The sequence below is a fragment of the Shewanella glacialipiscicola genome (assembly GCF_023283485.1).
Classification (GTDB): Bacteria; Pseudomonadota; Gammaproteobacteria; order Enterobacterales; family Shewanellaceae; genus Shewanella; species Shewanella glacialipiscicola.
This window is the reverse complement of sequence record NZ_JAKILU010000007.1, coordinates 77,977-97,214: the sequence shown is the minus strand read 5'-3', so window position 1 is coordinate 97,214 and position 19,238 is coordinate 77,977. Positions and strand designations below refer to the sequence as shown.

Genomic DNA, 19,238 nt, shown 5'->3' with positions numbered 1-19,238 from the left:
TGTCTTTTATATAAATACTTATGCAAGCCTTTGATATAAAGCTTGGTACTCTTTACTGTTTGCCATCAAACTTTGATGAGTGCCAGAGGCATTAATTTTGCCCTCTTGCAGCAGATGAATTTGGTCCATCTTCGCCATTGCGGTCAAACGGTGGCTGATCATCAGTAAGGTTTTATCTTTAGCAAACTCAAATAGTAAACTTAAAATTTCTCGCTCAGTACGCTTATCTAAGCCTTCGGTTGGCTCATCGAGCAAGAGTAATGGTGCGTCACGCAATAAGGCGCGCGCGACACCAATACGGCGCTGCTCGCCGCCTGAAAGCTGCCGCCCACCTTCACCAATCCATAGCTCCAGCGGTTTATCACCCGTCAACAAAGCGCTAAGCCCGACTCTTTGTAGCACTTCAATCAAACGCGCATCATGGGCGGTGCGTTTTTCACCTTCGACAACCGGTAAGGCCAATACTAAGTTTTCGCGCAAGGTGCCTGCAAATAGATAAATCCGTTGACTCACCACAGTAATCGCCTCACGCAGACCGCGCTCGCTATAATCTGAAAGTACATGACCATCGAGTTTGATAAGTCCTTGCTGCGCCTGCCATTCACGGGTGATGAGCGCCAATAAGCTCGACTTACCGCAACCCGTTGGCCCAAGTAGCGCCACTTTTTCTCCGGCTTTGATTTCAAGGGACAACCCTTGCAGCACACTTTGCCCTTCACGATAGCCAAAATGGATATCTTCAATCAACAGCGCCCCCGATTTAGCTCTTAAGCCTGTATCGGTCATAAATTGAATATTGGCCTCTTGTTCGGTGATTTCATTAATCCGCGTCGCCGCGAGCACACAGCCAGACAGATGCTGAAACGCGCCCGCAATCGGCATCATCATTTCAACGCAGGCCATTGTGGCAAACACCATAAGCGCAAACATCGGCCCTGGCGGCACTGCATCGCCTACCCCTTGAGCGGCTAAATACAGCATCATAATCAAGGCTGAACCCGTTGAGATAATCAACATGGCTTGGCTAAGCGCGGTAATATTGGCCATCGCACTTTGGCTTTTGAACAAACTAGCCTCTGCCTCATTCAGTTTTTGCCTAAATCTGTCGTTAGCACCAAATAAGCTCAGCTCGGCTTGGCCTTGCAACACATCTAATAATTGCACCCGATATTGACGTTTTGTTTCGAGCATCGTGCGGCTTGGCGTGTGTCCCAGTCGATAAAATAGTAATGGCATCACTAACCAAACCGCCACTAAGAACAGGCAAAGACTCAGGGCAAGCTTGGCATCAAACCAAGCGAGGAACAGATACAACAGCCCCGTCATCAATAATGATGCCGCCATTGGCGTGAGCAGACGAAGATAGAGATGATCAAGGGTATCAATATCGGCAACTAAGCGATTGAGCATGTCGCCACGGCGTAACCCTTGTAGGTTTTTAGCACTGAGCGGTAACAACTTACGCCACGCCCAGACGCGCAGCTCAGTCAGTAGTTTAAAGGTTGCTTCGTGGGTGGCTAAACGCTCACCGTAACGACTGGCGGTGCGCGCTATTGAGAAAAATCGTACCCCGCCCGCGGGCGTAAAAAAGTTAAATGTTTGTGCTGTGACTATCGCTAAACCCGCTACCGCAGTAGCAGAAAGAAACCAGCCCGACAGTGACAGCAAACCTATACCTGTGATGAGGGTAATAATGGTCAACAATAAGCCCACGGACATCATGAGCCATTGGCGCGAAAACAATCGAATAAAGGGGATCAGCACTCTCATTGGCGGTCTCCTTGAGTGATATCTGCGGCAATATCGAGCGTGGAGTCAACCAAGCTAGTGTTTGATAACGGTACAAGTTCAATATCTGCCACAGATTCAACATTCTCCCGCAATAGCGTTTGAAATAACCCTGGCGTGTTAGACAAAGTGGTAAAGTTGCCGCGCTGCGCTATCGAGCCTTTATCGAGCACGAGAATGCTGTCCATTTCATCGAGCTTATCTAATCTGTGAGTCACCATAATGCACATCTTGCCAGCCATCGCAGTGTTTAAGGCTGCGCTTACCGCTTGCTCACTCTGGCTATCTAAACTCGCAGTAGGCTCATCAAGTACAAATAAACTTGCCTGCTGTCCAAGCGCCCTTGCTAGCGCAATACGCTGGGCTTGGCCAACGGACAACCCTGAAGATTGCTCCCCAATCGGCGAGTCTAAACCCAATGGCTGCGCTTTAATAAACTCGGCTATATTGGCCGCAGTTAACAACTGCCAAATCTTATCTTCTGCCATCGCTTGATTGGCTAAGGCAACGTTATCACGCACTGTGCCGTGAAATAACTGCGGCTCTTGTCCAAGCCAAGCTAAGTGTTGCCGCCAGTGGGGTAAATCGATTGCAGATAACTCATGGCCATTAATCAATAAATGACCTTTGTAGGGTAAAAATCCCAGTAGCGCATTGAGCAAGCTGGTTTTACCCGCGCCACTTGGGCCAACCAAAGCTAAATGTTCACCACTTTGGACATCAAAACTCAATGGGCCCAATAAACGCGTGCCATCTACACTGAATACTTCAAGATTATCAGCGCGGAGCGTCTGGATATTATTAATACGGATTGTTCCCACAAACTCGGGCTCAGGATATTCAAGCAAGGTAATCAAGGCCTCTGCAGCGCCAATGGCCTGCGCTTTTGCGTGATAATGCGTGCCCATATCCCGTAGTGGTTGATAAAACTCAGGGGCTAAGATGAGAATAAACAACCCAGTAAACAAACTAAAAGGAATCCCACCCAGTTCAGGATCGACACTCGCGCTAATATTGGCATGAGCGCCATAGTAGCCAAAATCTAAGTTACCTAAATAACTAAAACCAAAATATACCGCTAACACCGCAATCGACACCGCCGCAAAAAACTCTAATACCGCCGAGCTTAAAAATGCGAGCCGCAGTACCGACATGGTACGGCTGCGAAACTCTTCCGAAGCCGTGGCTATGACGTTCAGTTCAGCATCGCCACGGTGGAATAGTTTTAGGGTGCTTAAGCCCTTTAATCTATCCATAAAATGACCACTCAACCTAGCTAGTGCATTAAAATTTTTACGGTTAGCATCGGCAGCGCCCATGCCGACTAAAATCATAAACAGAGGAATTAACGGCGCGGTGAGCAATAAAATTAATCCTGCCGCCCAGTTGAGTGGGAATACTGCTGCCAAAATAAGAATCGGGATAAAACCAGCCAGACTCACTTGCGGAAGATATCTGGCATAAAAGTCTTGTAAGTCTTCAACTTGCTCTAACACTATGCTGGCCCAACTACCGGCGGGCTTACCTTTAATAAACGCAGGCCCAAGCTTAATCAGCTTGTCCATTACTGCTGAGCGGATATGACCTCGTAGGCGTTTACCCGCCTCAAAACTGGCGCGTTCACGCCCATAGGCAAGTAATGCGCGCAAAAACATTAACGCAATTAAACCAATAAAATGTGGCATAAAAGCGGCGATATTAACCGTTAAAGGCTGAGTGCCGCTATCGGCTATAGCTTCGCTATTTATGAACTTACCGCCAAGAATGACGCCATCAAGGATCGTCGCAATAAGATAAGCCTGCACCACCATAGCGATAGCGCTTAGCATGCCCAGCCATAATGACAACTTAAGGAACAAGCCACAGGCTCTTTTTTGTATTTTTAGCCAAACAAGAAGGGATTTTTCTAACGACTTATCCATGGTGCTCCAACAAGAAAAAATTAAGCGATGAATAGCAGAAATGTATACCGATAACGACTGAGTTAAAGTACTTGTAACCGCGAAAACGTTTCGATAGGGACGCAGTATCGCAGGCATCTACAGCAGATGAAACCCTCCCACAGACTTTTGCTAGCAGACTCACAGAAACGCGCTAAAGATAAAAAAATACCTGAGTTAACGGAACTTTCCCTAGCACTAGCCTGATAGCCAAAACTTCGATAGCATTAAGCTCTTTATATTAAGTGCCTGCTACCTATGCCAAATAAAAATGCCGGTTTCACCCTAATTGAACTCATTGTGGTCATTATTATTCTAGGAATATTAGCCATAGTTGCAGCTCCTAAATTCATCAATTTACAATCAGATGCCTATAAAAGTCAGTTATCTGGAGCATTTGCATCGATGAAATCCGCCGTCACTTTATTCAAGGCGAAATCTGAAATTGCTAACAGCGGCACCACCAATCGAGTCGTTTACGACGATATTCGTGGTGAAAACTACCAACCTTGGGCAGCTAGCACCAGCGGTATAACCCCAAGCGATGCTTACGCTACTGCGCCAGAAATCTTTAAGGCTGCAGGGCTCAATGTTAATGAATGGTCCTACCGCATTCACACCACTAGCGGCACCTATGAAGTTATTGCCGCGCCAAAGCAAAAACTAAATCTTGCCACGCCGAATCAAGCTCAAGTCGAAGCAACCAATTGCTACATCAGTTACAAATGGGAAACGACTGGTGTTCCCACCTATAAAAAAGTCGACACAGGTTGCTAGGGCGACCTTTAAACCATTAAAAAAACAGCGAGTTAACTTTAAGTTGACTCGCTGTTTTTGTTAGAGCTAAATCTTACCATTAAAGGATTTTTAAATGGCTTAGCCCTTACTGTACCGCACCGTATTTCACTAGCACATGCCAGAGCAACTTAAGTTCGTGGGCGACTTGGGCGCGATTACCGCGCTCGCGCCAATGCTGCGGTGAATGGTATAAATCCCGCATTGCCACACCAATAGCATGGGCATCAACCCTATCGTCTATCGCGATACGGCTCGCCAGTGATGGCATAGTCGGACCGCGAAAATCGCTCGGGATTTGCGCTGTGTGCAAACTAAAACCGTCGTGATATTGCAGTTCGATATCGTACTTATCGCAAATATTGCTTAACGTTAACCCAATATCCGTTCCCTTAAAGCTGGGATCTGCCACCAGCATGGCAATATCTTTATCAAGTGATACATCGCCGTGGATCTGGGCCTCAATATAATGGTCGAGATTATTTGATAACGGGCGCTCAAAACGTGCTAGCAAAGAAGCGTTGAGCTGATGCGCCAAATAATGGATCACATTTAATGGCTTAAAATCCGATTTCCCTAAAGCATAATGGCGCTCAAAACTCTCGGTCAGCAGCGCGGCTAAAATGTCATCAAAACAGGATAGCGTACCCTTTTCCTTGGGATTACGGTACGAATCTAGATAACTAAAGGTTGAGCGTGCCAGCACATTTGTTTGGGTCAGTAAATAGCAACTACCAAAACGGGGGGCCGGGCCATCCTGCCACATGCCCAGATCGAGTGCGCCGTACTTAGGCCGTGATTTAGTGCCCTTATAAACATGACCAAAAAGCTGATTTTCCCAATGATCTCGTGGGCCACCTAACTCAGGTGACAACTGACCATTAGAGATATGGGTTTCAAATTGGCTACGGTATTGGCCATCGCGCAGTAAACCTTCAGCCACTGTCATACCACGGCTATCAATTTTATCGGGATGGAAATGCAGTGCAATTCGGCCACAGTGGAGTAACTGCTTGAGGGCGAGTTGCATCTCATGCATAGGGATATTTGACATCTGTTGCACATTTTTAATTACAGCAACGGCCTGTTCGCTGCGTCCACGAGCAAGGCGTTCAATATGCTGTATGGCTGTCATAATTCACCTATTAAAGGAGTAGTTAACCGTTTACGAAGATGTTTTACCTTAAAATAAACATCCTCGCTATCGCAAGCATACACAGACGGAATCTTAAGTTATATCAGCTATAAAGCGGTGTTAAGTGCGATAGATTAATAGCCTTCATTTTATACCAATCTACTGATGACGAAGTGATCTAGCATTCACTTATGTAACATGTGTAAAAATCTGCCTATTATCGCGCCTGAATAACTAAAGATAGGCTAGTGTTGCAGCGTTAATGACTGCCAATAGCCCACCTGATTAATCTATGACACGTATTTAGCCACTAAGTTGCGCCATCCCCATTTATGCTTACAAGGTTAGCAAGCCTCTCTTCAACAGTCTGACAAGCTATTTGTGTGCCAATATGAATGAAAACTGGCGTAAAAATCTATATTCGATGGCACTTAAGGGGCCGATCCTGTAAGCTGCACGCCCGCCAGCAGACCTGGCTATTGACCATAAATGCAGCAAAGCGTTGCCACAAGAGACCAATCTATGAGTTTTACCTCCCTGGGCTTATCGGCCCCGATACTTAAAGCCGTTGCCGAACAAGGCTACGACACACCTTCGCCAATCCAAGCTCAAGCTATCCCCGCTGTGCTTGAAGGCAAAGATGTGATGGCGGCCGCCCAAACAGGAACAGGTAAAACAGCAGGTTTCACTCTGCCTATGCTCGAACTCCTGAGTAAAGGTAACCGCGCCCAAGCAGGCCAAGTGCGTGCATTAGTGTTAACGCCGACTCGCGAATTGGCGGCTCAGGTTGCAGAAAGTGTTGAAACCTATGGTAAGAACTTACCACTGCGTTCAGCGGTGATATTTGGTGGCGTGCCTATCAATCCACAAATCGCCAAATTGCGCCACGGTGTTGATATTTTAGTCGCAACTCCTGGTCGATTGATGGATTTGTACAATCAAAAAGCGGTGAAATTCAGCCAGCTTGAAATCTTAGTGTTAGATGAAGCCGATCGCATGCTCGATATGGGCTTTATTCGCGACATACGTAAGATTCTGGCCATTTTACCTAAGCAACGCCAAAACCTGATGTTCTCAGCCACCTTCTCCGACGAAATTCGTGAGCTGGCTAAAGGCTTAGTTAACAATCCGGTAGAAATTTCAGTTACGCCACGTAACGCGGCGGCAACCACAGTTAAACAGTGGATTTGCCCTGTTGATAAGAGCCAAAAGTCAGCGTTATTGATCCAACTCATCAAACAAAACGATTGGCAACAAGTGCTGGTATTTTCGCGCACTAAACATGGTGCCAACCGTTTAGCGAAAAGCCTTGAAGATGCTGGCATTAAAGCCGCTGCTATCCACGGTAACAAGAGCCAAACTGCCCGAACTAAAGCCTTAGCTGATTTTAAAAATGGCCAAGCCCGCGTATTGGTTGCGACCGATATCGCCGCCCGTGGTTTAGACATTGATCAATTACCACAAGTGGTTAACTTTGACTTACCAAACGTGCCAGAAGATTATGTGCATCGTATCGGCCGTACTGGCCGCGCGGGTGCCTCGGGTCAAGCGGTATCACTGGTCAGCAACGAAGAAATTAAACTGCTGAACGATATTGAACGTCTGATCAATCGCGTGTTAGACCGTGAAATGGTTGAAGGCTTTCACCATGTATTGCCAGAATCACGTTTAGGTGGCGGTGGGAAAAGTAACAGCAAAGCAGTAGCGACTCGTAGAAACAGCCGTAGCTCAACGCCATCGACCTCACGTGAGGGTGCACCAAGAAGCGTTGAACATAAAGACGGTCAACGCAGTGGTGACGTGGCCCGTGGCCACAAGCCAAACGATAAAAATTCACGACACAGCAATGATGCTACGAGTGCGCCACGCGCCGATGCTAAAGCACACCCACCGCGTGCAAACGATGGTCGTGCAAATAGTTCAGGTGCCAATCGCCCTAGTGAAAGCCGTTCTAGCTCAGGCGAGAATCGTAGCCAAGCAGGTGACAATCCTTACGCCAATGGCCCAAAGAAAAATACCCGTCGTCCAAATAATGGCGCGAGTCGCCCGAGAAACTCGCAGGACTAATTTACAGAGCAAATAAGCTTAGTTTGCAGTCCTCTTTGTACTTGAGTGAATACTCTCAATAAAAACGCCCAACTCCACACGGAGTTGGGCGTTTTTTATAGGTTTAATGACACCAATACTAAACCTTAAGCCCTATACCACGTGAAACGAGATAATAAGCTAACGTCCACAGTGCAATACAAAAACCAATCATGATACCGATAGAGAGCGGCACGCTAATATCAGCAAAACCTAAAAAACCATAGCGGAACACGTTGATCATATACACTATCGGGTTAAGTGCCGACACGCCTTGCCAGAAAGGAGGCAAGAGGGATAGCGAATAAAACACGCCGCCCAGGTAGGTTAATGGCGTGAGCACAAAGGTTGGAATGATACTGATATCATCGAAACTCTTAGCGTAAATAGCGTTAATTAAGCCTCCCAATGAAAACAATACAGAGGTTAAAAACACCGTCATTACCACAAGTCCTACGTGATGTAAGCTAATGTCGACAAAGAACATCGCCACTAATGTCACGATTAGCCCCACACACAAACCGCGAGCCACGCCACCACCGACATAGCCAGCAATGAGTACATAATGGGGCACTGGTGCAATCAGTAGCTCTTCTAGATTGCGCTGAAACTTAGCACTATAGAAAGAACTGGCGACGTTAGAGTAAGAGTTAGTGATCACCGACATCATGATTAAGCCTGGCGCAATAAACTCCATATACGTTACACCGCCCATCTCGCCGATACGGCTACCGACTAAGTTACCAAAAATCAAAAAGTATAAGGTCATGGTAATCGCAGGCGGCACTAATGTTTGCAACCAAATCCGGGTAAAACGATTGATTTCTTTACTTAAAATACTTTTAAAGGCGATAAAATAGAGCTGATTCATGCTGAGGCTCCCGGTGTTTTATTCACGAGTTCGACGAAGAGTTCTTCTAAGCGATTAGATTTGTTACGCATCGATAACACTTCCACATTAGCCGCACTTAATTGGCTAAAAACATCGTTTAGATTATGATCTTTCGCCACATCGACCTCTAAGGTATGTGGGTCGGTTAACCGACAAGCCATGCCATCAAGCACGGGGGCAGTTGAAATATCGCGGCGAAGATCGAGAATGAAAGTCTCCACATTCAACTGGCTCAGCAGCGCCTTCATACTCGTGCATTCCACTAAGATACCGTTATCGATAATGCCAATATTACGACATAGCATTTCCGCTTCTTCGAGGTAATGAGTGGTCAGGATAATCGTCACGCCCTGTTGATTAATTTGTTTGAGAAACTCCCACATAGAACGGCGTAGTTCAATATCGACACCTGCGGTAGGCTCATCTAAAATCAACAACTTAGGTTCATGCATGAGCGCACGGGCGATCATTAATCGCCGTTTCATGCCGCCGGATAATTCCCGCGATGGGCTATTACGTTTTTCCCACAAATCGAGTTGGCTTAAATATTTTTTAGCGCGCTCGAGGGCAACAGGTTTAGGCACGCCATAGTAACCCGCCTGATTCACCACAATCTGCAACACGGTTTCAAACTGATTGAAGTTAAATTCCTGAGGCACTAAACCAATGCAAAGCTTGGCATGTTCTAGCTGGTTATCGATATCATAATCAAAGACTTTGACCGTACCTGAACTCTTTTGCACTAAGGAGCTAATAATACCAATCGTGGTAGATTTACCCGCACCATTAGGGCCGAGCAAGGCGAAAAAATCCCCTTGATTGACTGTGAGGCTAATACCCTTAACCGCTTCGACGCCGCCTTTATAGGTTTTTTTAAGCCCTTCGAGTACCAGAGCATGGGTAATATTCGCCATATTTGTACCGTTCCTTACATATTAAGAAAGTAATAAGATGGTGCTAAAAAACACAATTACAATGATGGGTTGCTGAACTAAGGTAAACAAGTCGCTAATTGATTGAAAAGCTAGCCTTTAATGGTTCAATTATTTATTTTAATCTTTGTATAAGCGCTAAAAGTAAAACTCCCGCCTGCTGCGGGAGTTTTAAACAATATCGGACACTTAATCGAGTGGCACGACTTTGGCGATATAAGGTAGATTGCGATACTGCTCCGCATAATCGATACCATAACCGACAATAAACTCATCAGGGATAGTAAAACCGATAAAATCGACCTTTACATCTACTTCACGGCGCTCAGGTTTGTCCAGCAAAGTACACAGCGCCAAACTCTTTGGCTCACGCAGCAACAGCATTTCGCGCACTTTGCTTAAGGTGTTACCAGAATCAATCAAGTCTTCTACAATCAGCACATCACGACCCGAGATATCGGATTGCACATCTTTCAGCACTTTCACATCCCGTGAGCTGGTCATAGTATTGCCATAACTGGAAACCGACATAAAATCGATTTCAACATGGCCTTTAATGCGGCGACACAGGTCAGCCATAAAGACCACTGAGCCTTTTAATAGGCCAACCATCAACAAACGTTCACTGTTGGCATAATGAGCATTAATCAGCTCGGCCATTTCATCTAATTTCTGGCTTATCTCTTCTGCAGAGATCATCACTTCGGTGGTGTGTTTCATATAAGTCTCAATTGTCGAGGTCGCGGTTAGACTGTTTGTCATAACCCCAGCGACTCGTTAATGCATGGTCAACGCCCAAATGATCGAGAATTCGAGCGACCATGAAGTCTACCAGATCTTCAACCGATTGGGGATTGTGATAAAAGCCGGGAGCGGCAGGCATAATCGTCGCGCCGAGGCGAGAAAGACTTAGCATATGCTCTAAGTGTATGGCGCTAAAAGGTGTTTCCCTTGGTACTAGGATTAATTGGCCACGCTCTTTAAGCACCACGTCAGCAGCGCGTTCGAGTAAATTATTACTCATTCCAGTGGCCACCGCGGCCAAAGTGCCCGTCGAGCAAGGGCAAATCACCATTTGCTTAGGCGCAGCGCTGCCCGATGCCGGTGGCGAAAACCATTCATCTTTGCCTAAAACTACCAATTCGCCAGCGATACTCACGCCTTTTTCATGCAACAAAGCCAATAATTGTGCATGGGCTTTTTCACTATTGGCGCTGAGTTGTAAGCCGTGTTCAGTCGCTAATACCACCCTAGCGGCACTAGAGATCATTAAAAACACTTGATAACCCGACACCAACAAACACTCAAGTAACTTCAAACCGTAAGGGGCGCCCGAGGCACCTGTCCACGCTAAGCTAATCGCTTTAGCTGATTTTGCATAGGCCATGTTAACTAACCTGCTCTACCGCTGATAAGTTCAATTCTAATGCGGCTAACAACTTTTTATGCACACCACCAAAACCACCATTGCTCATGACCACTATAGTGTCACCCGCTTTAGCGTTAGCGGCAACTTTAGCCACAAGCTCATCAATTTGATGTAATACAGTTACCGGGATCACCGCCGCGTCCATCGCTTCTTTTATATTCCAATCGATACTATCTGCTTGATATAAATATGCTTCGTCGGCCTGCATCATAGAAAAAGCCAGCGTATCTTTATGCACGCCGCTCTTCATGGTATTTGAGCGTGGTTCTAATATTACGGTAATTTTACTCTGACCGACCTTAGCGCGCATTCCTTTTAATGTGGTTGCGATAGCGGTTGGATGATGGGCAAAGTCGTCATAAACGCTGACACCTTTAACGGTTCCGAGTAATTCGAGTCGACGTTTAGGTGGCATAAACTTAGCTAAAGCTACAATTGCAGCGCTAGGTTTAACCCCCACATGGCGCGCAGCAGCTATGGCCATAATGGCGTTTTCAATATTGTGTTGGCCAATTAAATCCCATTGGAGAATACCTTGGGACTCACCCTCAAAAAACACTTCAAATTGATGGCAATCATCACTTAAGGCTTTACCGTACCAGCCGCTAAGTGACTCAGTTAAATGATAGGTTTCTTGCTCGCTCCAGCAGCCCATATCAATGGTTTGCTTAACTGCTTGAGAATCTGCAGGCCAGATGATCTTGCCTTCACCAGGAACCGTACGCACCAGATGATTAAATTGTTTTTGAATTGCGGCTAAATCAGCAAAAATATCGGCATGATCAAATTCAAGATTATTGATCACTAAAGTACGTGGATGGTAATGCACAAATTTTGAGCGCTTATCAAAAAAGGCACTGTCGTATTCATCGGCTTCAACCACAAAAAAAGCCGTTTTGCCTAAACGCGCTGACACACCAAAATTTTGCGGCACACCACCAATTAAGAAACCGGGTTCATAACCACAATCGTCTAAAATCCACGCTAACATGCTGGATGTAGAGGTTTTACCGTGCGTTCCAGAAACCGCTAATACCCAACGTTCAGGTAAAATATGGTCAGCTAAAAACTGCGGGCCTGAGATATAAGGAATGCCAATATTCAACACGGCTTCAACACAGGGATTACCACGGCTCATGGCGTTACCAACCACCACTAAGTCAGGATACTGTCCGGCTTCACCCAGCTGACTAGGATCAAAACCTTGAATAAGCTCAATACCTTGGTCTTCAAGTTGCGTGCTCATAGGAGGATAGACGTTGGCATCTGAGCCCGTCACTCTGTGACCTTTTGCTCTAGCTAATAATGCTAAACCACCCATGAAGGTTCCACAAATTCCTAAAATATGTACGTGCATACGGCTCGCTCTGCTGTTTTGGATTCAACGCCATTCTAATCCATCGGACGACAGATTGGCAGGTAACAATCAGGGAAAGCACTTCAATAGCAGATGAAAAAGCCTAGACCAATAGATCGAACCGCTGCGTTGCTGGCTTGATATTGTAAATAACATAACAGCGCACGTTGCCAAAAATCGAATAAAAAGTGCGACGGTGAAATAGACTGACTAGCTTAATTTACTATAGAGATTAGCGTATTGGCTGCGATGACGATTAAATAAAAACTGCCGTAGAGCGTCACGCTCTTCCGATTCAGCTTTAAACTTAACAAAAGCTAAGCCTTTTTCACTTCGAATAGGCTTAATATCAACGCGCATTGTTTCTCCATTAGGCAGCTGCAATTGCAGATCTTTGCTGCTGAGTAATTGCTGCGAAGATGGAGCACGAATAGCCATACCCGAGCTGGAAAGCGACTCAACTGACCACTGCTCACCTTGGTCATGGTCAAATATCCACACATCATCGGCGCGGGCTAAACGCCAACAGCGTTCGACGCCTGATACATCTAATACTTCAGGTACGCCTAAGGTTGGTTGAAATAGACCAAAATCATCGACCTTAATGCGTAGCGGAAACCAGAGTTTATAGGCCCCGACTTCGGCCAATAGTGTGAGCTTTGCCTTGCCCAAAATAGAGGCGACGACTTGGGGCACTTCGGTTGTCACCGTCAGTAAATGATTAGCGAGGGGATCGTTAGTCAAGGCAGTGCCCACACGAGTCTGCGAAAAAATAGCACTAAAACAAGCGAGCTCCTCCGCTGATAATCGAGGTTCATCTATCATGATAAGTCCACCCAAGTTAAGATTTCTAATACAAAAAGTACCACTAAGGCGCAATATTGTACATTTTTAAGCCAAATACTGGCAAAAAACGAAATGTAGGCTAGCAGGGCTAAATTCAAGATACCATCAGCCATTTGTGCTATTTAACTTAGAAAATACAGTGGATTGTTATTCTTTGCGGTTAAAACTGCTCGCGGGTGGAGCTAATAAAATATGTAATCGCTGCTTAACACTCAATCCTGGTCTCACTACCTCAGCAAACATGTCTCGCCATTCACTAAAAGTCACTTTAAGGGGATTAAAGCTATTCACAGGCTTGGTAATGCCATAGACCACGGTTTCAACTTCTGGCTCAAAGGTGCCAAACAACCTATCCCAAATAATTAGTACTCCCGCATAATTCTTGTCTATATATTGGGGATTACGGCCGTGATGTACTCTATGGTGTGACGGCGTATTAAAAATCCATTCCAGCGGCCCGAGTGACTTAACCGCTTGGGTATGCACAAAAAATTGTAATCCAAGATTCAGTAACACCACAAAGATGACCCAATTGGGATCAAAGCCGATTACCACCAGCGGTAACCAAAATACCCACATGCCGGCAAAGGGATACATTAAACTCTGACGAAACGCAGTGCTAAAATTCATATTCTCAGAGCTATGGTGCACCACGTGAGCCGCCCACATCCAGCGGACTCTGTGGCTCGCCCTGTGGAACCAGTAATAACAAAAGTCCTGCGCGACCATCAAGGCAATAAAGCTCAATGGGCCCATTTCAATATCGAATAACTTCCAACCAAAAATCGCCAAATACAGCTTAGCGATCAGCAGACCAGTGAGCAGATCAGCGCCTTGATGCATGGCCGCGAGGCTGAAATTACACAGCACTTCTTGGCCGCGATAACGTGCACTTAACGGTAGCTTTTGTCTTTTATCGCCAAAGTACCATTCCAGCAAAATACACACGAAAAACAAAGGTGCGAGCACCAGCAGTAACAATTCTGGGTGCTGGATCAGCGAAGTGATATCCATATACGTTCATCCGGTTTAGTTTTAGTTTTTATGACGACTTAACTCATCCTCAGTGGCATATCACTGCATTTACAACTGCATTTACAACTGCATTTACAACTGCATGTTACCAGCGGGCATAGTGATCTTCTGTTAATCCAAGCACATGATTAAGCTGATAACGGCGACCTTGGTTATCTATAATAGTGCCGCTAAAGTGGCCTAAATACTGACGAAAATTACTCTTAATAACCCATAGATTACGTTTTTCTTGCCGACAATTACGCGCCGAAAACTGTAAATCAACTTGGCCGTTCTGGCTGTAAGCTCGCCAGACCTTAGTGCCCAAAGTGGCATGGCGATCAAATTCAAATTGCACAGGTCCGAGTAAATGCCGCTCACCATTAATCCAAAACACATTTTCTGTTGCGCCTGTTTCATTAACGCCTGCCGCAAGATTGAGTCCCATAATGCCTTCTTCAATCTGCGCATTGATCGATGCCCAACGCCAACTCGTATCGCGGCACATATAACCCGCTGAAAAATCATAACCCGCTAAGGCTTGGTTCAACGGTTGCGGCTCATGAGCTACAGTCAAACGGCCTTTAACGGTCAATCCATTGTGCTTTTGAGTATAAGTCCAACCGTTGTATCCGGTAGGAGTGCACATGGCCATAGGCAGGCTTAAGGGAGCTGGATGCAAAGTGACATCCGCTTGAATATTTGGGGTATCGATAACCAAGCGCCAAACACCTTCAATAATCTCAAAGCTTAACTGCGCCCCTTTACGGCCAATGCCACTGATGCCAGCAGCGGGCGATGGCGCCATGTCATAACCCAATCTTAAGGGCTTTAGCCAATCTAATTGGGTTAAAGAGTTGGCTTTTATGTCATACAAATAACAAAAAGCACTACCAAGATAGGCGATGTCGGCAAGCGCTATGCCGATGACATAACGCGGTGTGACTAAAGAGACAAACTGAAATTGCTTATAATCGAAGTGTTTTGCCCACTTAGATGCGGGTTTATCCATAGTATCGAAATAGGTAAAGTGGGCTAAGCCTAAGCTGTTAACTATGCCATCGAAATGGCCAAAATGAGGTAATCCGTTCGGACTGATTAAGCTATCTGGGGCAATTTGGGTTGCTATTGTTAACATGACTAGGCCCTACAAAAAGGATGAAACACACTTATATTCTCTCACCCTATGCATCGAACTTTTACTCTAACCTGTCACCACCTGCATTAAAAGAGTGCAAGGCCTAAATGTTATTTCTTTGTTACTTAAAAGTCTGATTTTATACTTATAAAATCTGCACAAACTCAATAGCACCATGCCGTACACTGTGATAATAATCCTAAGAGACTTGGCATCACATTATTAGGCAACTGCCAGTGTTTGTAGCATCAAAAGTGATTTCTGGTATGCTGTCCAAACTTTTTATTTGTATGAGAGATGCTATGAAACGGCTATTACTGACTTTAACTTTCCCCCTATTATTCACGGGCTGTGCCAGCCAAAGCCCAACTCATATGGCTTTTAGCCCTCAAGTGCCTAATATCAGCCAACAAACAGCACAACGCTCTCCGATTTCTATGGAAACGGTTGACTCTCGCAGCATCGATTATGTGGCCCGTTTTATTGAAGAGGGCACTAAAACACGGCTCATTAGCGCAAGTGAACCACCAAAACTGTTACTTGATGAGGTTTTCCGTGCAGGTTTTACTGAGGCAGGCTACCAAATTGACCCAAGTGCCACTAATGCGGTGCAGATCCAATTAGAAGAACTGCAAATGGATGTGACTAAAAAAACCTTTGGCTATGAAGCTAAGCACAGCGTGGTAATTGCAGTACAGGCGAAAAACTCTACCCAAGAGCTGGTTAAACGTTATAAGGCCAAAGGTATTTTAAAAGGCCCATTAACCCCTGACTTTGCGACCTTAGAACTGGATATGAATAAACTACTCGGTCAACTGACAGGGGAAATTTTAAATGATCCTGAGTTAAACCAGTTTTTACAACAGTAATATCGCCAGTCTTTTAAGGAAATTAATATGCTCCGCTTGATATCTGCCCTGTTGTTTCTCGGTATCAGTTTTAATAGTCTCGCACTCGATATTCAAGCTGATAACCTGTACCCCAGAGTCGAATTTGAAACGAGTCTGGGGAAAATAGTGGTAGAGCTAGATAGAACTCGCGCGCCGATCACTATTGATAACTTTTTGACTTATGTGGTTAAAGGCGAATACGACAATACAATATTTCACCGCGTGATCAGTGATTTTGTTGTGCAAGGCGGCGGGCTTAATCCCAAATTTGAAGAACTGCCAGCGGGTAAACCAATAGCCAACGAATCTGGCAATGGCCTCACCAACAGCATAGGCACCATCGCAATGGCGCGGGAGAATGAACCGCACTCGGCCACACGTCAGTTCTACTTTAATGTGGCTGACAACACTAAGCTTGATCCATCTAAGCGCCGTTGGGGTTATGCGGTATTTGGTGACGTCATTGAGGGCAGACTTATTCTCGAAGCCATGGCCATAGTGGAAACGGGAACCAATAGGAAACTAAATTGGCCCGACGTACCAGTGACACCTATCATATTGAAAACGGCGAAATTACTACCCAAAAAGTAATTTATCTCTCATTTTGAGTAAAAGCGCTAATTTTGCTTCTATACTGTAATGACAAACAGCAAGGAGACACTATGAGAACGATTGAATTCATCGATAATAAGGCACCCCAGCTCGCCTTTTATGGCAAAGCGTTTTTGAATGGTGAACTCGATTTCCAAGAGGTTCAGCTTTATTTGTGGGACACGTTAGAGGAATGGCAACAACTGAATTCAACTGGCGAAGCACAATCAGAAATGGAAAAGGTCTTTTGGCACTTGCTCCACAGCTTTAATCAGTGGCCTGACTATGTCATTCGCGGCAATCAATATCTGCGTAAGCAAGTTAATGATTGCTGTGATTACCTGAGTTTAGGTGGCCGAGTGCCGCAGGGATGCGTCGGGATAAGACCTTAAGTTTAGCATTCCTATCGATAGAAAATGGCCCTGTTATCAGGGCCTTTTTTATCGCGCAATTCATTCCTCCCCCTTCATTTTTGTGGTCTCTTTTACTCAACTTATTAATACTGACAATCAATGCCGACAATTAATGCTGACGATAAAAACCGCTGCAAACGCTTAGCAACAGAAGATTAACGCTTAAGCCATATTCAATCATCAAAATGCGCCAAAAAAGAGCCTTGTACAAAAGGAATGCCATTAGCCCTTGAACCCTATGGCACCTTACCCGTAAGCTAGGCGGATTAAACACTTAGACTTATACCTATGCCCGCAACAGGTTTTATCCAACGCACCCTCGACGCGCTCAGTGTCTATTACCATAAGCGGGTTTTGATCCTGTTATTACTGGGGTTTTCTGCTGGTCTACCGTTAATGCTCGTCTTTTCAACATTATCGTTTTGGTTACGCGAAGCAGGGGTCGACCGCACTTCAATTGGCTATTTTAGCTGGATTGCCCTCGCCTACGCATTTAAATGGGCTTGGTCTCCCTTGGTTGATAGGCTCTCATTGCCACTGTTAACCCGATTTTTAGGCCGTCGTCGAAGTTGGATGCTCTTTGCGCAGTTATTGTTAGTCGGCGCAATTTTAGGGATGTCGTTCAGCGATCCACTCCAAGATCTTCAACATTTGGCGCTGTTCGCGTTAATGGTTGCCTTTGCGTCTGCCACTCAAGATATTGTCATTGATGCTTTTCGAATTGAATCGGCTCCACAGAAAATGCAAGCCGCATTAGCGGCTGCTTATCAAGTGGGTTATCGCAGCGCCATGATTGTCGCGACTGCTGGTGCGCTCACTATCGCAGCTTGGGTCGAGCCGGGGAATACCGCCTACAACTTAGTGGCGTGGCAAACCTCTTACCTGATTATGGCGGGTTTAATGTCAGTAGGGATTTTAACTACGCTGTTTAGCCGCGAGCCTATCGTTGATACCCGCGCCGCCGATGCCACCGAATTAGCGTTAAAACAGCGCCTAAGCGATAGTTATCCCAAAGTGGTTGCCGCTACGATGTCTTGGGTATATACGGCCAGTATTTTACCCTTTATCGACTTTTTCAAACGTTATGGCCGCAGTGCTATCCTCATCTTGCTGCTCATATCCTGCTACCGTATCTCAGATATTGTCATGGGAATTATGGCGAATGTATTTTATGTAGATATGGGATTCACTAAGGAGGAAATCGCTTATTTAAGTAAAATTTATGGCCTTATCATGACCTTAGTTGGCGCGGCTTTTGGAGGCGTACTCTTAGCACGCTTTGGCACAATGAAGATTCTTTTCCTCGGCGCTTTATTGGTTGCGGTAACTAATTTGTTATTCGCGTGGCAGGCGGTAATTGGTTATAACGTATCCTTTTTAACCTTTGCAATTTCAATAGACAATTTTAGTGCCGGTATCGCTACCGCCGCCTTTATTGCCTATTTATCGAGCTTGACCAGCAACGGCTACAGTGCAACACAATACGCTTTATTATCTTCAATTATGTTGCTGTTTCCTAAGTTTATTGCGGGCTTCTCGGGGGCATATGTCGACTCATTCGGTTATGTTAACTTCTTTGTTGCCGCCAGTATCATTGGTTTTCCAGTATTATTTTTGATCTACTTAGTCAATAAATATGCACCGCACCCCAGCACCTCGTTAATGGATGACACTGCAGAAACCAGTGAGTTAAAGCCTGATTAAACGGTCAAAGACGCGCCATAGCTCATAAATAAGCGATATAAATAAGCCACACAAAAAAGCCCTCAAACCGTTAAGTTGAGGGCTTTATATTTAACTGCAAAAAAGCGATGGTATAGAGTATTTAAATTAACCTGACCTCGGCATAGTGGCTGTGGTAACTGATTAATCTTAATTTCCTTATCCAAAAAATTCACTTACAGTGGACGTTGTTTCGTTATCAAGACCCTTTTGCTACTAATAGCGGGCTATTTTGTAGCAAACTTAACGCAGATAAAGGGGGGTAAATAGC

General features: G+C 45.3%; 17 protein-coding genes. 6 read left to right on the top strand and 11 right to left on the bottom strand.

The window, feature by feature from the left end; translation table 11 throughout:
- Nucleotides 1–18 precede the first annotated feature (18 nt).
- On the bottom strand, nucleotides 19–1,770 hold the full coding sequence (gene cydC / locus L2717_RS08035; RefSeq protein WP_220772574.1) for a heme ABC transporter ATP-binding protein/permease CydC: 1,752 nt from the start codon (nucleotides 1,768–1,770) through the stop codon (nucleotides 19–21).
- Nucleotides 1,767–3,710, bottom strand: coding sequence for a heme ABC transporter permease/ATP-binding protein CydD (cydD, locus tag L2717_RS08030; RefSeq protein ID WP_220772575.1), 1,944 nt, complete (start codon nucleotides 3,708–3,710; stop codon nucleotides 1,767–1,769). The genes cydC and cydD overlap by 4 nt, the downstream gene beginning before the upstream one ends.
- A gap of 276 nt (nucleotides 3,711–3,986) precedes the next feature.
- Here cydD and L2717_RS08025 point away from each other — a divergent pair, with 276 nt between their 5' ends.
- Entirely contained in the window at nucleotides 3,987–4,505 is a 519-nt protein-coding gene (locus L2717_RS08025; protein WP_220772576.1) for a prepilin-type N-terminal cleavage/methylation domain-containing protein, read from the top strand.
- A 106-nt stretch (nucleotides 4,506–4,611) separates the two neighbouring features.
- Here the strand turns inward: L2717_RS08025 and L2717_RS08020 are convergent, their stop codons facing one another.
- Nucleotides 4,612–5,658 carry a DUF3626 domain-containing protein gene (locus tag L2717_RS08020; protein ID WP_220772577.1) on the bottom strand — a complete coding sequence of 349 codons (1,047 nt, stop codon included), beginning with the start codon at nucleotides 5,656–5,658 and terminating at the stop codon, nucleotides 4,612–4,614.
- A gap of 522 nt (nucleotides 5,659–6,180) precedes the next feature.
- Here L2717_RS08020 and L2717_RS08015 point away from each other — a divergent pair.
- Nucleotides 6,181–7,725 (top strand): DEAD/DEAH box helicase, encoded by a 1,545-nt coding sequence (locus L2717_RS08015; protein WP_220772578.1) that lies wholly within the window; start codon nucleotides 6,181–6,183, stop codon nucleotides 7,723–7,725.
- A 118-nt stretch (nucleotides 7,726–7,843) separates the two neighbouring features.
- Here L2717_RS08015 and L2717_RS08010 read toward each other — a convergent pair whose 3' ends face one another.
- The 8 genes from L2717_RS08010 to L2717_RS07975 form a co-directional block, all read right to left on the bottom strand.
- A complete protein-coding gene (locus tag L2717_RS08010) occupies nucleotides 7,844–8,614 on the bottom strand; it encodes an ABC transporter permease (protein ID WP_220772579.1) in 771 nt (256 codons plus the stop codon).
- Nucleotides 8,611–9,549, bottom strand: a complete 939-nt coding sequence (locus tag L2717_RS08005) for an ABC transporter ATP-binding protein (RefSeq protein WP_220772580.1) — start codon at nucleotides 9,547–9,549, stop codon at nucleotides 8,611–8,613. Before L2717_RS08005 ends, L2717_RS08010 begins: the two co-directional genes overlap by 4 nt.
- A 207-nt stretch (nucleotides 9,550–9,756) precedes the next feature.
- Complete coding sequence (gene hpt, locus L2717_RS08000) at nucleotides 9,757–10,287, bottom strand: hypoxanthine phosphoribosyltransferase (RefSeq protein WP_220772581.1); 531 nt, start codon at nucleotides 10,285–10,287, stop codon at nucleotides 9,757–9,759.
- A 7-nt stretch (nucleotides 10,288–10,294) separates the two neighbouring features.
- Complete coding sequence (locus L2717_RS07995) at nucleotides 10,295–10,954, bottom strand: flavin prenyltransferase UbiX (protein ID WP_220772582.1); 660 nt, start codon at nucleotides 10,952–10,954, stop codon at nucleotides 10,295–10,297.
- Between the two features lies 1 nt (nucleotide 10,955).
- Nucleotides 10,956–12,353, bottom strand: a complete 1,398-nt coding sequence (gene mpl, locus L2717_RS07990; protein WP_220772583.1) for a UDP-N-acetylmuramate:L-alanyl-gamma-D-glutamyl-meso-diaminopimelate ligase — start codon at nucleotides 12,351–12,353, stop codon at nucleotides 10,956–10,958.
- A 210-nt stretch (nucleotides 12,354–12,563) separates the two neighbouring features.
- A complete protein-coding gene (locus tag L2717_RS07985; RefSeq protein ID WP_220772584.1) occupies nucleotides 12,564–13,178 on the bottom strand; it encodes a hypothetical protein in 615 nt (204 codons plus the stop codon).
- 168 nt (nucleotides 13,179–13,346) lie between these two features.
- Complete coding sequence (locus L2717_RS07980) at nucleotides 13,347–14,213, bottom strand: sterol desaturase family protein (RefSeq protein WP_220772585.1); 867 nt, start codon at nucleotides 14,211–14,213, stop codon at nucleotides 13,347–13,349.
- A gap of 106 nt (nucleotides 14,214–14,319) precedes the next feature.
- Complete coding sequence (locus L2717_RS07975; protein ID WP_220772586.1) at nucleotides 14,320–15,351, bottom strand: DUF2804 domain-containing protein; 1,032 nt, start codon at nucleotides 15,349–15,351, stop codon at nucleotides 14,320–14,322.
- 302 nt (nucleotides 15,352–15,653) lie between these two features.
- Here L2717_RS07975 and L2717_RS07970 point away from each other — a divergent pair, with 302 nt between their 5' ends.
- The 4 genes from L2717_RS07970 (at nucleotide 15,654) to L2717_RS07955 (ending at nucleotide 18,949) form a co-directional block, all read left to right on the top strand.
- Nucleotides 15,654–16,220, top strand: coding sequence for a YajG family lipoprotein (locus tag L2717_RS07970; protein ID WP_220773775.1), 567 nt, complete (start codon nucleotides 15,654–15,656; stop codon nucleotides 16,218–16,220).
- Between the two features lie 27 nt (nucleotides 16,221–16,247).
- The gene (locus tag L2717_RS07965; RefSeq protein ID WP_220773774.1) at nucleotides 16,248–16,832 is read left to right on the top strand and encodes a peptidylprolyl isomerase; all 585 of its coding nucleotides are present in this window, start codon (nucleotides 16,248–16,250) and stop codon (nucleotides 16,830–16,832) included.
- Nucleotides 16,833–16,903: 71 nt separating this feature from the next.
- Complete coding sequence (locus tag L2717_RS07960; protein WP_220773773.1) at nucleotides 16,904–17,224, top strand: hypothetical protein; 321 nt, start codon at nucleotides 16,904–16,906, stop codon at nucleotides 17,222–17,224.
- A gap of 309 nt (nucleotides 17,225–17,533) precedes the next feature.
- On the top strand, nucleotides 17,534–18,949 hold the full coding sequence (locus L2717_RS07955; RefSeq protein ID WP_220773772.1) for an AmpG family muropeptide MFS transporter: 1,416 nt from the start codon (nucleotides 17,534–17,536) through the stop codon (nucleotides 18,947–18,949).
- The last annotated feature ends 289 nt before the right edge of the window (nucleotides 18,950–19,238 follow it).

Bases quoted from the DNA above. Each gene is read 5' to 3' on its own strand.
- L2717_RS07965 (WP_220773774.1), top strand. From the start codon at position 16,248: ATGCTCCGCTTGATATCTGCCCTGTTGTTTCTCGGTATCAGTTTTAAT.
- L2717_RS07985 (WP_220772584.1), bottom strand. From the start codon at position 13,178: ATGATAGATGAACCTCGATTATCAGCGGAGGAGCTCGCTTGTTTTAGT.
- L2717_RS07980 (WP_220772585.1), bottom strand. From the start codon at position 14,213: ATGGATATCACTTCGCTGATCCAGCACCCAGAATTGTTACTGCTGGTG.
- L2717_RS07975 (WP_220772586.1), bottom strand. From the start codon at position 15,351: ATGTTAACAATAGCAACCCAAATTGCCCCAGATAGCTTAATCAGTCCG.
- L2717_RS08010 (WP_220772579.1), bottom strand. From the start codon at position 8,614: ATGAATCAGCTCTATTTTATCGCCTTTAAAAGTATTTTAAGTAAAGAA.
- mpl (WP_220772583.1), bottom strand. From the start codon at position 12,353: ATGCACGTACATATTTTAGGAATTTGTGGAACCTTCATGGGTGGTTTA.
- cydD (WP_220772575.1), bottom strand. From the start codon at position 3,710: ATGGATAAGTCGTTAGAAAAATCCCTTCTTGTTTGGCTAAAAATACAA.
- L2717_RS07955 (WP_220773772.1), top strand. From the start codon at position 17,534: ATGCCCGCAACAGGTTTTATCCAACGCACCCTCGACGCGCTCAGTGTC.
- cydC (WP_220772574.1), bottom strand. From the start codon at position 1,770: ATGAGAGTGCTGATCCCCTTTATTCGATTGTTTTCGCGCCAATGGCTC.
- L2717_RS07960 (WP_220773773.1), top strand. From the start codon at position 16,904: ATGAGAACGATTGAATTCATCGATAATAAGGCACCCCAGCTCGCCTTT.
- L2717_RS08020 (WP_220772577.1), bottom strand. From the start codon at position 5,658: ATGACAGCCATACAGCATATTGAACGCCTTGCTCGTGGACGCAGCGAA.
- L2717_RS08005 (WP_220772580.1), bottom strand. From the start codon at position 9,549: ATGGCGAATATTACCCATGCTCTGGTACTCGAAGGGCTTAAAAAAACC.
- L2717_RS07970 (WP_220773775.1), top strand. From the start codon at position 15,654: ATGAAACGGCTATTACTGACTTTAACTTTCCCCCTATTATTCACGGGC.
- hpt (WP_220772581.1), bottom strand. From the start codon at position 10,287: ATGAAACACACCACCGAAGTGATGATCTCTGCAGAAGAGATAAGCCAG.
- L2717_RS08015 (WP_220772578.1), top strand. From the start codon at position 6,181: ATGAGTTTTACCTCCCTGGGCTTATCGGCCCCGATACTTAAAGCCGTT.
- L2717_RS08025 (WP_220772576.1), top strand. From the start codon at position 3,987: ATGCCAAATAAAAATGCCGGTTTCACCCTAATTGAACTCATTGTGGTC.
- L2717_RS07995 (WP_220772582.1), bottom strand. From the start codon at position 10,954: ATGGCCTATGCAAAATCAGCTAAAGCGATTAGCTTAGCGTGGACAGGT.